Below are 13,053 nucleotides of genomic sequence, written 5' to 3'. Positions count from 1 at the left end.
AACCGTAACATCGAACGGTTGAGAAGGCGACACGACCCTCCGAAGAAATGTGAGCGCCGTCACACTTCACAGTGCGGCGCTCACCCCCAATCCGACGAAAACGGTACAATTGACGCCGAGGGCGCCAACGCGCCGTCACCGCCCCTGTTCGGCGAACTCGTGCTTGCTGTCGTGGCCGCCGATGAAGACCAGGATGCCGGCGATCAGCGGCAGCACCGCGAGCACGAGCAGTCCGCTCGAGGTCTGGCCGGTGGCTTCCTTGACCCAGCCGATCAGATACGGTCCGCCGAAGCCGGCGAGATTGCCGATCGAGTTGATCAGGGCGATGGCGCCGGCCGCCGCCGTGCCGGAGAGCCACGCGGTCGGCAGGGTCCAGAACACGCCGAAGCAGCAGAACACGCCGATCGCGGCGACCGTCAGCACGATCATCGTCAGGGTGGGGTCGGTGAGATAGCTGGAGACGCCGAGCGCGACGGCGGTGAGCAGCAACGGGGCGCCGACATGCATCACGCGCTCGCGCGTCGCATCGGAATGCCTCGCCCACAGGATCATCGCGATGGTGCCGAACAGATACGGGATGGCGGTGACGAAACCGGTCTGGGCGTTGGTGAGGCCGAACGCCTTGACGATCTGCGGCAGCCAGAACTGCATGCCATACAGCGCGCCGACGAAGCCGAAATAGACCAGGCTCAGCATGATCACCTTTGGTGAGGATAGCGCCTCACCGAGCGACAAATGCTTCACCGCCTGCTTGGCCGCGATCTCGGCATCGAGCTTGGTCTTGAGCCAGGCTTTCTGCTCGGCCGTGAGCCAATCCGCCTTCTCCGGCCTGTCGGTGAGATAGAACCAGGTGACGATGCCGAGCAGCACCGAGGGAATGCCCTCGATGATGAACAGCCACTGCCAACCCTTCAGGCCCATCGCACCGTCCAGCCCGAGCAGCAGCCCCGAGACCGGGGCGCCGATTACGGTGGAGACCGGCACGGCAATGGCGAAAGCCGCGAGGAAGCGGGCGCGATATTCGGCCGGATACCAATAGGTGAGATAGAGGATGATGCCGGGGAAGAAGCCGGCCTCGGCGACGCCGAGCAGGAAGCGCAGCACGTAGAAGCTCCTGACGCCGCTCGTGAGCGCCATCAGCGCCGAGATGATGCCCCAGGTCACCATGATGCGGGCGATCCAGCGGCTGGCGCCGAACTTTTCCAGCGCCAGATTGCTCGGCACCTCGAAGATGAAATAACCGATGAAGAAGATGCCGGCGCCCCAGGAGAAGATCAGCGGCGTGAATTTCAGCTCGGCATTCATGGTCAGCGCGGCGAAGCCGAGATTGACGCGGTCGAGATAGGAGAAGAAGTAGGCCAGCACCAGGAACGGGATCAGGCGCCAGGAGATGGCGCGGATCGTCGAGATCTCGATTTCCGACTTGGCTGCGCCGGCGGAACCGGCATAGGTCGTGGTCTGGCTCATGGCTTCCCCCATGGTTGTTGCTTTTATGGGCTGAAAGCCGGTTTTGAATATCGCGGGCGAAGAGTCAATGGAGCAAGCAATGCAGTGGGCGCAGCGGGCCACCACGTTGCGCTACGACAGAGACCGGTGATCCACGCCGCGCACAACTACTCCGCCAATTGAAACTTCTCAAAACGATCGAGCTCCTCCTCGATCTTCCGTTTGAGCTCCTTGCGCCCTGCGGTTTTCTTTCCCTCACCGGCCCAGGTCCATTTCTGCATCAGCAGCTTCTTCGCCTGCCGGTCGGTCTTCAGATCGAGCGCGGCGACGATCTCGTCGCCGACCAGCACGGGCAGCGCGAAATAGCCGAGCTTGCGCTTGGCCTTCGGCACATAGGCCTCGAACAAGTGGTTGTAGCCGAAGATGAGATTGGTGCGCTTGCGCTGGATAATCAGTGGGTCGAACGGCGACAGGATGTGAACGAGATCAGGTGGCGCGCCCTCGCCCGGCTCGAGCGCCACCGGCAGTGCCCAGTGCTCCTGCTTGCCGGCACCCTCGATGGCGACAGGCACGAGCTCGCCACGGCGGACGCGCGAGCCGATCAGGGCAGCCACCGCCGGCTTGCGCGGCGCGTCGAGATGACAGACCGAATCGAGGCTCACGACACCTTGCGATCGCAGCGCGCGATCGAGCAGATAGGCCGTGATGTCCTTTGCCGACGCCGGCTTCGGCAGCTTGTCCCAGCCGAAATGGCGCGTCATCAGCTCATAGGTCTTGAGCATGCCCTGGCGCTCGCTGATGGTCACGGCACCCGTATAGAAGGCGAGCTGCAACGCCCGCTTCGAGGGTTTTCGGCTTTGCCAGAGATGCTCCTTCTCGGTGAGCACGTCGTCCTCGATGTCGCGGATCGTCAGCGGGCCGGCGCGCACCAGCCGCATCACCTTGCGCGTGTCGGCAGGCTTCACCGAGGCGAACCATTTGTGCCCCTGCCGGCGGTGCTCGCGCATCGCCGGCAGGAAGAAGCGGAAGTCGCCGGCCGGCACGTAGGAGAGCGCATGCGTCCAATATTCAAAGACGCTCTTGTCGACGCTCTGGGCGTGGCGCAGGTCGGCGCGGCGGTAGGACGGGATCCGGCTGAACAGGATGTGGTGATGGCAGCGCTCGATCACGTTGATGGTGTCGATCTGCACATAGCCGAGATGGGCGACCGCGTCGGAGACGGCTTGCGCGCCGTCACCGAACGGCGCGCGATCGTCCAGCCGCTGGGCATGAAGCCAGATTTGCCGGGCCTGTTTCGTGGTGAGTGGAATCGGTTTGGGCGCGCGGGACATTGCGGAATGCAGTGTAGCGGGATTCGCATCCAGGCAAGAAGCCGATCCAGGAGCGACAAGGAGAAACCGCGCTGCCATCTACTGACAGCGCGGTCGGAAGGTACGCTACCCGCGCCTACTTCATCGACATCGCCTTCTGCGCCTTCATGTAATGCATGCAGGCGCTTTTCATCTTGCCGTTGCTCATGTCGGTGTTGGCCATGGCCATTTCCTTGTTCATGGCCGTCTTGGCCGGCGTATCCGCCGTGCCGCTCATCATGGCGGCGGACTTCATCATATTATCGCTGGTGCATGCCATCATGGCGGCGGATGCCGGTGAAAGGGAAAGGGTGAGCGCGACAAAAGCGGCGGCTGTGAGCAAGATCTTCATCGAAATGTCTCCTCCGTAAAACGAAACCGGCGTCATGCCGGCCTTCGCAATACGTATTCTCCGGCGAAGACGTTTCGTAGAGAAGACAATTTTCTTGCTGCGGTGCGAAGGCGGGGGCTCAGCGGCCGGCTTTCGGGGCCTTGGACCGGTCGCCCACGCTGCCTGTTGCGACATCTGGTTCGCACGAGGCCTTGCCGCGCTCCTCCGCCTGGCAGCGATAGACACTGCCGGTGAGACGATCGACCAGCCACATGTTCTCGTCGGTCGGCGCTTGAAGCCCGACATAGCGGGAGGTCAGCCCCGTGATCAGCGTCGACAGCAGGATCGCCACCGCGATCATCGCTGCCCCGATGTAGATGGGCATGGAACTCAGGGACACGGTCCGATCCGGCGGGCCACTGCGATAGAACTGGTAATCACTTGGCCTCGCCACTGGGTGGAACTCGGCTCCCTTCGTTTGCGCCTGTCGGAGGCTGTGCCCTGCTAGGCGTCCATCTGGCCGAAAAATTGTTCGCAGACAGGCCAACACGCGACGGCTTTGCGACAATCGGTGACCATGGGTTTCCCTGAGTGAACCGGCCCCGGCCCCCGAGCGGCACCTGGGCGCGGCGGTCCTCAGTGATGCGGATCACGACGGGACTGCGACGGCTCGAACGCTCGCCGGGCAGCGTGCGACCACTCTCTTCACGCGTCAGCGTCCGTCCTCCAAATGGACCGCGGGTCGGCCATCCATGAACCCGAAACCGCTTGAAATTTCCTGACATGACCCCGGACGGCCCCGTTTCCACCGTGACCAAGATCACACCAGGGGTTTTGAACCTGCCCTATGCTTGCAGCATCAAATAGCCATCAGGCGTCACAACGAGGATACGACAATGACTGGTTTTAATAAGTCTTTTGCACTGAAGGCGATGACCCTCTCGGCAGTTCTCTCGATGACGGCCAGCCTGGCCATGGCCGGCGACGGCAATGTCTCGACCAGCCAGATCCTGGATGCATTGAAGCCGAAGGCGGCGACCCGCGGTCTGTCCGCAGGTCCGCAGGTCGATCCGGCGGTGCAGGCCAAGGAATCGACCTTCCTGAACACCGTGCGCAACCGCTCGACCCGGTCGCTGTCGACGGGCGAGCGCGAGCAGATTGCCGAGCTCGCCGCGACCAAGCCGAAGATCGATCTGGAGATCCAGTTCGACTACAACTCGGCCGACATTGCCAAGACGTCGGTGCCGGCGGTGCAGGCGCTCGGAAAGGCGCTGTCCGATCCCTCGCTGAAGGGCTCGACCTTCGTGGTCGCCGGCCATACCGATGCGGTCGGCACCGAGGCCTACAATCAGGGACTCTCCGAGCGGCGGGCTGACACCATCAAGAAATATTTGGTGCAGAACTACGGCCTCACCGGCACCGATCTCGTCACCGTCGGCTACGGCAAGACCAAGCTGAAGGATGCCGCCAACGGCGCCGACCCGATCAACCGCCGCGTCCAGGTCGTGAACATGGACACCAAGACCGCGTCGAAGTAATTCACAAGTCATCGCCCATAAAGGCACCGCCTGCCGTTCCCCGGCAGGCGGCGATATCATATCCAGCTTTGGAAGAGCATCAGCCGGTTGAAGCTCTGCATCGACGTGCCGACGAAGGCCGCCGAGATCGGCAGCATGACCGCAAAGCCTGCTGCCGCGACCGCGACATAGGCCCACAACAGCCACCGCGGTAGACCGTCCCGGCGCAGCACGTAGACCAGCGCGAGCGACGCCACGGTCGCGGCCGGCAGATAGTAATAGATGAAGGCGAGCGTACGCGGCAGCAACGCCCAGGCGAGCCAGGACCCGAAATAGAACACCGCGATCAGGAACGCATCCCGGCGACGCGCGACGACGAGGTCGCGCAGCACGACGGCGAGCGCGGGCAGCGCCGGCCACAGCACCAGGGGATTCCCGAGGAAGACGATCGCGGAGACATTGTCGCCCGCGGTCTTGTCGAACAGGAACCACACCGGGCGCGCGAGCAGCGGCCATGAGGGCCAGGCGCTCATATAAGTATGGCCGGCGATGGCAGTGGTGGTGTTGTCGGCGAAGATCCGGCGCTGCGCCTCGACCAGATCCGGCAGCGACATGCCGTAGAGCGGGACGAAGGCCGCAAGATATGTCATCGCGGGCAGGACAATGAAGCAGAGCACGACGTGATGTAATCCGAAGCCGGGCCAGAGATCGGGCCGGTACCAATCCTCCGGCTTCGCGTCGGCAAACAGGGTGTGCCAGCCCTGCATCAGGCGGATCACCGCGACGATGGCGATGCAGATTCCGAGCGGAAACAGGCCGCTCCATTTGCAGGCGACAGCACAGCCGAACAGACTGCCGGCAGCCGCGAACAATGCATGGGGACGATCCTTTCGAAAACCGTGCATGAAGGCGGCAATCGCGAGCAGGCCGAAGCCGAGTGCAAAAATGTCGAGCATCGCGACGCGCGCCTGCACGTACAGCATCTGGTTGCAGCCGGCGATCAGCGCGGCGGCGATCGCAGGCCCTTGCGCGGCGAACAGCGCGAGGCCGCACAGATAGATCGCGACGATCGCGAGCGCGCCGAACAATGTCGCGGGATAGCGCCAGCCCAGCGCGGTGTCGCCGAAGGTCGCGATCGATAGCGCGATCAGCTCTTTCGCCAATGGCGGATGCATCGGATTGAGCATCGGTTGCGACATCGATGGTGCCAGCATCTGCCGCGCTGCCGGCACGTAATGCACTTCGTCGAAGACGAACTTCTCCGGCGTCGTCAGACCGATCAGCAGGGCGAGATGCGCGACCAGGAAAATCGCGACAGCAATCACTGCACTCCGCGACACCTTCGGAACCGCGGGCAAGTCGCGCGGCACTTGTGGGGAAGTTTTGCGTGGCAAATTTGCGTCACCGCCGAGAATAATTGAGATCGCGGTTTTCATTGAACGCATTCTGCCGCAACTGTCACTAAGCATAACGCAGGTCTCGCGCTGCTTGTGATAATTCCGCCACATCGCAAGCGCGCGTGATCCGGTACGATCAGGGACACATCGATCGGTTGCGAAATGAATTTGCGTTTCTGGCTTTTCTCCACGTTGTTGTCGACGGTCTTGTGCGCGGCGTCTTGCGCCCAAGCGCAGACGCGCGTCGGTGAAGCCGTCGTGATTCAGAATGAAGTCGTTCGCGTGGCCACAACCACGACGCCGATCAGCGTCGGCGACAGCATGCTGCGGGACGAAACCGTGCGCACCGGCGCCGGCAGCGCGGCGCGCTTCGTGATGGCCGACAGCACCAATCTGTCGCTCGGTCCGAGCGCGACGCTCAAGCTCGACCGCACCGTCTTCAACGACGAGCACAGCTATCGTGACGTCGCGATCCGCATGACGACCGGCGCATTCCGTTTCGTCACCGGACATTCCGAGAAGACCGCCTACAAGATCACCACACCGCTCGCGACCATCGGCGTGCGCGGTACCACTCTCGATATCCTGTCCCAGCGCGGCCGCGCGGTCGTCGTGCTGCAGGACGGCGCCGCCAGTGTCTGCACGACGAGCCAACAGTGCGTCCAGCTCACCCAGCCCGGCGACACCGCAATCATCACCTCGACCGGCGGCAAGGTCTCTATCAGTAAGACCAATACGCCGCCCTGGACCTTTGCCGCGACCTGCGCCGCGAGCGCGGGACTGTGCGCGGTCAACCAATATGCGGACGCGTCGCCGACCATCACGCCCGCCGCCCATGACGACGGCATGCTGTGCGGGCGCTGACGATGGAAGTATTCAACGTCAGGCGCTTCATGCTCGCAAGCGTGCTGACCGCCGTGGCTGCGTTTGCTTTGATCGCGGTCGATGCCCGTCCGGCGGCAGCCGCCACGATTTGCGAGTCCGAGTGCGGAGGGCCGACGCCCACCCCGGCGCCGAGCTATTCACCCTCGCCGTCGCCGACCCACAGCCCCTCGCCCTCGCCCAGCCCCAACCCGTCATCGTCGCCGAGCCCTTATCCGTCATCCTCGCCGAGCCCGACGCCGACTGGCGCGGATTCCAGCGGCGGCTCGATCGGCGGCCTTGCCAACCAGCGCTTCAACCAGATGATCACCAACCGGGTGCTCGGCACGGTGCTGCTCGGCGTCAATGAGCAGGTCAATTGCAGCAACTGCGTCAGCGCGTTCGGCTCCGCCGGCTCGTTCTCGGCGGGCATCCACGGCCGCAAGGAGCTGACCAACAATCTGTCGCTGCTCGCCGGCATCGCCTACACGCAATATAGCGAGGGCGGCTACAACATCACCAGCGCGCCGATCGGCGCCTTCGCGCTGCGTTATGACTTCACCGACTGGGGCTCGTCGCGTCCGTTCTTCGACGTCGGCACGATCCTGACGCCGTGGGAGAAGGCGCGCTACACCCGCAGCTACAACACGAGCCTCGGACCGGTGAGCGTCACGAGTTCGACCAACGCCGCGAACTACGCCGTCTATGGCCGTGCCGGCTGGATGAGCCGCGTGTCGCCCCGCGACGAGGTCGCCGCCTCGATCGAGGTCTGGCAGCTCTGGCAGCGCGTCTCGGGCTATACGGACAGCGCAGTGGCGTTCAATCCGTTCGACGCCAGCATCGCGACCGGCACCGACCGCACCAGCCTGGTCAAGATCGGCGGCCAGTGGACGCATCTCTACGGCAGCAATATTGAGGCCAACATCAATGGCGGCTGGGTGCAGTCATTCGCTGGCCATAGCGGCATCGTCGCCACCGTGACCGGCGACGGCGTGGTGGTGCCGACCATGGGCAACCAGGGCTGGTTCGAATATGGCGGCCGGCTCGGCTTCCGCGTGCAGAAGGGCTGGATCGTCGACCTGTTCGCCAACGGCACGCTCGGCCCGCAGCCGGTGGGTAACACCATCCATGGCGGCGTGGGGCTGCGGATCAATTATTAGCGGCGGACCTCGCCTCAAATTCCGCTGTCATGCCCCGGCTCGACCGGGGCAATCCAGTACGCCGCGGCCTATGGATTGACCCACGACCGTCTCGGCGTACTGGATCGCCCGGTCGAGCCGGGCGATGACAGTGAGTATGTGGCAAGGGGACGCCCTTCACGCCGCCGACTTGCCCTCGAACGCGCGGCGCAAGGTTTCCACATCCAGCTTGACCATCTTCATCATGGCCTGCATCGCGCGTGCGGCAGCCGCCTTGTCGGGGCTCGAGAGGAATTCGAACATCACCTTCGGCACCACCTGCCAGGCCACGCCCCAGCGATCCCTGAGCCAGCCGCACTGCTCTTCCTTGCCGCCATGGGCCAGGAACGCATTCCAGACGCTGTCGACCTGGGCCTGATCGTCGCAATGGATCATCAGCGAGATCGCGTGGGTGTATTCCATTTTCATGCCGCCGTTGAGCGCGACCAAAGGCTGTCCCGCCACCGAGAATTCGACGACGAGCACGGAGCCTTCCTTGCCGGACGGGCCATCTGAAACATTGCGCTGAACATGCGTGATCGCCGAATTCGGCACGAGCGAGACGTAGAATTTCGCGGCTTCCTCGGCATCGCCGTTGAACCACATGCAGGGAACGACCTTGGACATCGTGAATGCTCCTCTTCGGCTTCTTGCTGTCGTGGGCTTAGATCAGGCGTTCGCCATCTCGGACTGCGCGGCGAAGGCTGCCATGTCCATCCAGTTCACACCCCACATGTGGCCGTCCGGATCCTCGAAGCTGCGGCCGTACATGAAGCTGTATTCGTCTTTCGGGCTGGGATCGGCGACCCCGCCTGCAGCAGCGGCCCTGCCGACGATATCGTCGACCTCGGTCCGGCTGTCCGCGGACAGGCAGAACAGTGCCTGGTTTGAGGTCTTTGCATCCGAGATCGGCTTCGGCGTGAACTGCCGAAATTTCTCGTGGGTCGTCAGCATCGCGTAGATGGTCTCGGAAAAGACCATGCAGCTCGCTGTTTCGTCGCTGAATTGCGGGTTCCTGGCCGCACCGACCGCCTCGTAGAAGGCAGTGGCGCGCTTGAGGTCGGTCACGGGCAGATTGAGGAAAATCATCCTGGGCATCGGAGCTCCTTGGGCGGGGTTCTGCCCAAGGACGGACGGCTGGGCTGCCACCCGACAGCGCTTCCGGATATTTTTTCGCTCTCTAACCTGCGGGGTTCTGTCGCATCGCCCGACGCGGTCTTGGGCCAGCCCTACTTCTTCTCGTTCGGATCGCGGTGAATGGGATCGACCCACAGCACGGTCTCGGGCTTCTCGACCGGCTCGATGTCGAGGTTGATCGCGACCGCCTCGCCGTCGCTGCGCACCAGCACGCATTCCAGCACCTCGTCCGGGCTGGCGTTGATCTCCTGATGGGGCACGTAGGGCGGAACAAAAATGAAATCGCCAGGGCCGGCCTCTGCGGTGAATTGGAGGCTCTCGCCCCAGCGCATCCGCGCCTTGCCCTTCACCACATAGATCACGCTTTCGAGATGGCCATGGTGATGCGCGCCGGTCTTGGCGTCGGGCTTGATGCTGACCGTGCCCGCCCACAATTTCTGCGCACCGACGCGCGCGAAATTGATCGCGGCCGCGCGGTCCATGCCCGTCGTCGACGGCACGTTGGTATCGAGCTGGTTGCCGGGAATGACGCGCACGCCGTCATGCTTCCAGCGATCGTCGTGATCGTGGTCATGGTGCGAATACGAATGGTCATGGCCGGTCATGGGACTTGCTTTCTATTGGTTCCGTGTGCGGCAAACTAACCCAAAGCCGCGACATCGAGCCATAACAAAAACGGAACCCTTGTAACCGTCGGACGTTGTCCCAGCGAGCAAACCGCAGGAGAGTTTCATGGGTAGCACGACCGACAAGATCAAGGGCACCGCAAACGAGGCAATGGGCAAGGCCAAGCAGGGCGTCGGTGAAGCCACCGGATCCGAACGCCTGAAGGGTGAAGGTGCGGTCCAGGAAGTCAAGGGCAAGGGCCAGCAGGCCATGGGCGACGCCAAGGATGCCGCGAAGGACGCGGTCGATCGCGCCGCGGCCGCAGCCAAGCGCGCGACGGAATAAGACGAGATAACACCGTCGCACTGAAAGCGAAAAGACCGGCCGAGAGGCCGGTCTTTTTGTTTACGGGCTCACTTCACCCCGAGCAATTCCACGTCGAACATCAGCGTCGCGTTCGGCGGGATCACGCCGCCTGCGCCGCGGGCGCCATAGCCGAGCTGCGGCGGAATGATCAACGTGCGCTTGCCGCCGACCTTCATGGAGGCAACACCCTCATCCCAGCCGGCGATGACGCGGCCCTTGCCGATCGGGAATTCGAACGGCTCGTTACGGTCGACCGACGAATCGAATTTCTTGCCCTTCTGGCCGTTCTCGTAGAGCCAGCCGGTGTAGTGCATCACGCAGATCTGGCCGGGCTTGGGCGAAGCGCCGGTGCCGGCGACGCTGTCGGTGATCTGCAAACCTGAAGCTGTGGTCATGGTCTTCCCTGCGGTCTGGGCCGAGGCCGTGGTGGAAACGAAATCGGACACGCCGGCGATCACGGTGATCGCGAGTGCCGACATGATGGCGAGGAGCACGCGCTGTAAACGCTGCATAAGAGACCTTCCGTTTGAGGCGCAAGGTGTCTAGCGCAACCCCGACGCCGTTGCCACCCCTCACACCTCGATATTTTCGAGCCGCACGGGCAGCTTGCGGATGCGCTGGCTCGTGGCGTGATAGATCGCATTGCAGATGGCCGCATTGGTGCCGACATTGGCGAGTTCGCCGAGGCCCTTCACGCCTGCCGGGTTGATGTGATCGTCCTGCTCGGAAAGCAGCATCACCTCGACACCGGGCACGTCGGCATTCACGGGCACCAGATAGTCGGCAAGATTGTCGTTGACGTAGCGCGCATTGCGCTCGTCGATCTCGGTGGCCTCCAGCAGCGCCGAGGACATGCCCCAGATCAGGCCGCCCATGAGCTGGCTGCGCGCCATGCGCGGATTCATGATGCGGCCCGCCGCGAACGCTCCCACCAGCCGCGGCGCACGAATTTCATGGGTAAAGCGGTTGACGCGGACCTCGACGAACTCGGCACCGAAGGCATAGGCGATCTTGTCCTTCATCTGATGGCCACCGACGAGCCGCGCGTGCCCGCTGTGCATCGCCGTGAAGGAATCCAGCGGCGCGCCTTCGGGCTTCCACTCGCCATATTCCTCGACGATGCCGACGCCGAGCGCGTCGAAGGCCTTATCGAGATCGAGTGGACGATCGCTCTGCGCCGCCTGCGTGCTCGGCGCCTGGCTGATGCCGACAGTCTCCTTGGCCTTGTCGGCAAGGCTGTCGCTCGGCATCACGGCCTTGAACAGCCTTTGACGAATCCGGTCGCACACCATCATCACCGCCGAGCAGGTGCTGGCAGTCGAGTTCGAACCGCCGGCAACAGGCGCCGGCGGCAGATCGCTGTCACCCAGGAAGACCGCGACCTTCTCCAGGGGCACGCCGAGCCGCTCGGCCGCGGTCTGGGCGATGACGGTGTACGCACCAGTGCCGATCTCGTGACCGGCGATCTCGACTCGGGTACGGCCGTCGCGCTGGAGGCGGACGCGCGCGGCAGACGGCGCCATCTGCGTCGGATAGCAGGTGGCGGCACAGCCGTAGCCGATCAGCCAGTCGCCGTCCGACATCGATTTCGGCTGTGGCGAACGCTGCGACCAGCCGAACGCCCCGGCGGCCTCGTCGAAGCACGCCATCAAGGACCGCGACGTATAGGGCTTGCCGCCGATCGGCTCCACGGTGGTGTCGTTGATGCGGCGGAGCTCGACCGGGTCCATGTTCAGCTTCACCGCAAGCTCGTCCATCGCGCTCTCCAGCGCGAAGAGATACGGCACCTCCGGCGGCGAGCGCATGAAGCCCGGCGTGTTGCGGTCGGCGCGCACGATCGACACCAGACTGGCGACGTTCGGGCAGGCATAGAGCCGTGTCGTCGTCTTGGTGCCGCCGACGCAGTAAGCATCCGGCCGCGACGAAACCTCCGCGCCGTCATGCCTCAAAGCCACCAGCTTGCCGTCCCGACCCGCACCAAGCCTGATCTCATGGCGCGTCTCGGCGCGGTAGGTCGCGATGGTGAAACCCTGGTCGCGGGTCGGCACCAGCTTGATCGGCCGGTTCAGGCGTTTGGCAATGCCGGCGATGATGGCGGTGCGGGGTGTCATCGAGCCGCGCGAACCAAAGCCGCCGCCGACATAGGGATTGACGACACGGACCTTGTCGGCGTCGATGCCGAGCTGCTCGGCGACGCCGTTCTTCAGGCCATAGACATACTGGCTGCCCTCGTAGATGACGAGCTCGTCGCCCATCCAGGCGCAGCTGGTCGTAAACAGCTCCATCGGGTTGTGGTGCTGGGTCGGCGTGTCGTAGGAGGCGGAGAGCTTGACTTCGGCCGCGTCGAACGCCTTGGCGAAATCGCCGACCTCCGGGTCTTCCTTGAACTGTGCGTTCTGTCCCTTTGCCGCTGCCGTGGTGATCCCCGGCGAGTCGAAGCTCGCACTCGGTGCCACGGCCGTGTAGCTGACCTTGACGCGATTGGCGGCCTCGCGCGCCGCCTCGTAACTCTCGGCGATGACGACGGCGATGATCTGGCCGTCATGGGCGATGTCGGCCGATTTCAGCGGCTGGATCGTGGTGCCGGCATAGCCGCCATTGCTGAACAGTTTCGATTCCTTCAGCTTGGGAGCGTTATCGTGCGTGACGATGTCGATCACGCCACGGACCCGTCTGGCATCGTCGAGATCGAAATTGTCGATGCGGCCCTTGGCGATGGCGCTGGTGACCAGGAATGCGTAAGCCGGATTGTCGAGCGGCATGTCCGACGCATATGTCGCCCGGCCCGTGACCTTTGCGGCCGCGTCATAGCGCGGCACCGGCCGGCCCATGTTTGCTTTCGGCTCGGGAGCTGCAGCGGTCATG

General features: G+C 63.8%; 14 protein-coding genes. 4 read left to right on the top strand and 10 right to left on the bottom strand.

Going from position 1 to position 13,053, the window contains the following annotated elements:
• Window positions 1–135: 135 nt before the first annotated feature.
• The 4 genes from AC0L2F_RS18205 to AC0L2F_RS18190 all read right to left on the bottom strand — a co-directional run bounded on the left by AC0L2F_RS18205 (window position 136) and on the right by AC0L2F_RS18190 (window position 3,511).
• Window positions 136–1,467 (bottom strand): MFS transporter, encoded by a 1,332-nt coding sequence (locus AC0L2F_RS18205; protein ID WP_473249314.1) that lies wholly within the window; start codon window positions 1,465–1,467, stop codon window positions 136–138.
• Window positions 1,468–1,613: 146 nt separating this feature from the next.
• Entirely contained in the window at window positions 1,614–2,777 is a 1,164-nt protein-coding gene (locus AC0L2F_RS18200; protein ID WP_473249313.1) for a winged helix-turn-helix domain-containing protein, read from the bottom strand.
• A gap of 115 nt (window positions 2,778–2,892) precedes the next feature.
• Window positions 2,893–3,147, bottom strand: a complete 255-nt coding sequence (locus AC0L2F_RS18195; protein ID WP_007606954.1) for a hypothetical protein — start codon at window positions 3,145–3,147, stop codon at window positions 2,893–2,895.
• Window positions 3,148–3,265: 118 nt separating this feature from the next.
• A complete protein-coding gene (locus tag AC0L2F_RS18190; RefSeq protein WP_007606950.1) occupies window positions 3,266–3,511 on the bottom strand; it encodes a hypothetical protein in 246 nt (81 codons plus the stop codon).
• A gap of 511 nt (window positions 3,512–4,022) precedes the next feature.
• Between AC0L2F_RS18190 and AC0L2F_RS18185 the strand changes: the two genes are divergently transcribed.
• On the top strand, window positions 4,023–4,664 hold the full coding sequence (locus AC0L2F_RS18185) for an OmpA family protein (RefSeq protein ID WP_473249312.1): 642 nt from the start codon (window positions 4,023–4,025) through the stop codon (window positions 4,662–4,664).
• Window positions 4,665–4,720: 56 nt separating this feature from the next.
• Here the strand turns inward: AC0L2F_RS18185 and AC0L2F_RS18180 are convergent, their stop codons facing one another.
• A complete protein-coding gene (locus tag AC0L2F_RS18180) occupies window positions 4,721–6,151 on the bottom strand; it encodes a phospholipid carrier-dependent glycosyltransferase (RefSeq protein ID WP_473249311.1) in 1,431 nt (476 codons plus the stop codon).
• Between the two features lie 51 nt (window positions 6,152–6,202).
• On the opposite strand from AC0L2F_RS18180, the gene AC0L2F_RS18175 reads away from it, so the two are divergent.
• Both AC0L2F_RS18175 and AC0L2F_RS18170 read left to right on the top strand, forming a co-directional pair.
• Window positions 6,203–6,904, top strand: coding sequence for a FecR family protein (locus tag AC0L2F_RS18175; RefSeq protein ID WP_473249309.1), 702 nt, complete (start codon window positions 6,203–6,205; stop codon window positions 6,902–6,904).
• 2 nt (window positions 6,905–6,906) lie between these two features.
• Complete coding sequence (locus tag AC0L2F_RS18170) at window positions 6,907–8,061, top strand: hypothetical protein (protein WP_063996643.1); 1,155 nt, start codon at window positions 6,907–6,909, stop codon at window positions 8,059–8,061.
• Window positions 8,062–8,217: 156 nt separating this feature from the next.
• On the opposite strand, the gene AC0L2F_RS18165 is transcribed toward AC0L2F_RS18170, so the two are convergent.
• From AC0L2F_RS18165 to AC0L2F_RS18155, 3 genes are all read right to left on the bottom strand, one after another.
• A complete protein-coding gene (locus tag AC0L2F_RS18165; protein WP_204513806.1) occupies window positions 8,218–8,706 on the bottom strand; it encodes a VOC family protein in 489 nt (162 codons plus the stop codon).
• Between the two features lie 42 nt (window positions 8,707–8,748).
• On the bottom strand, window positions 8,749–9,177 hold the full coding sequence (locus AC0L2F_RS18160) for a VOC family protein (protein WP_473249307.1): 429 nt from the start codon (window positions 9,175–9,177) through the stop codon (window positions 8,749–8,751).
• Between the two features lie 131 nt (window positions 9,178–9,308).
• On the bottom strand, window positions 9,309–9,821 hold the full coding sequence (locus tag AC0L2F_RS18155) for a cupin domain-containing protein (protein ID WP_473249306.1): 513 nt from the start codon (window positions 9,819–9,821) through the stop codon (window positions 9,309–9,311).
• 127 nt (window positions 9,822–9,948) lie between these two features.
• Here AC0L2F_RS18155 and AC0L2F_RS18150 point away from each other — a divergent pair, with 127 nt between their 5' ends.
• Complete coding sequence (locus AC0L2F_RS18150; protein WP_007606928.1) at window positions 9,949–10,167, top strand: CsbD family protein; 219 nt, start codon at window positions 9,949–9,951, stop codon at window positions 10,165–10,167.
• Window positions 10,168–10,235: 68 nt separating this feature from the next.
• Here AC0L2F_RS18150 and AC0L2F_RS18145 read toward each other — a convergent pair whose 3' ends face one another.
• Window positions 10,236–10,700, bottom strand: a complete 465-nt coding sequence (locus AC0L2F_RS18145; protein ID WP_007606926.1) for an FKBP-type peptidyl-prolyl cis-trans isomerase — start codon at window positions 10,698–10,700, stop codon at window positions 10,236–10,238.
• 60 nt (window positions 10,701–10,760) lie between these two features.
• Window positions 10,761–13,052: a xanthine dehydrogenase family protein molybdopterin-binding subunit gene (locus tag AC0L2F_RS18140; RefSeq protein WP_473249305.1), complete on the bottom strand. Its 2,292-nt coding sequence runs from the start codon at window positions 13,050–13,052 to the stop codon at window positions 10,761–10,763.
• Window position 13,053 lies beyond the last annotated feature (1 nt).

It is taken from the genome of Bradyrhizobium sp. Ken64 (assembly GCF_055807555.1).
This window is presented reverse-complemented; position numbering and strand designations above follow the sequence as displayed.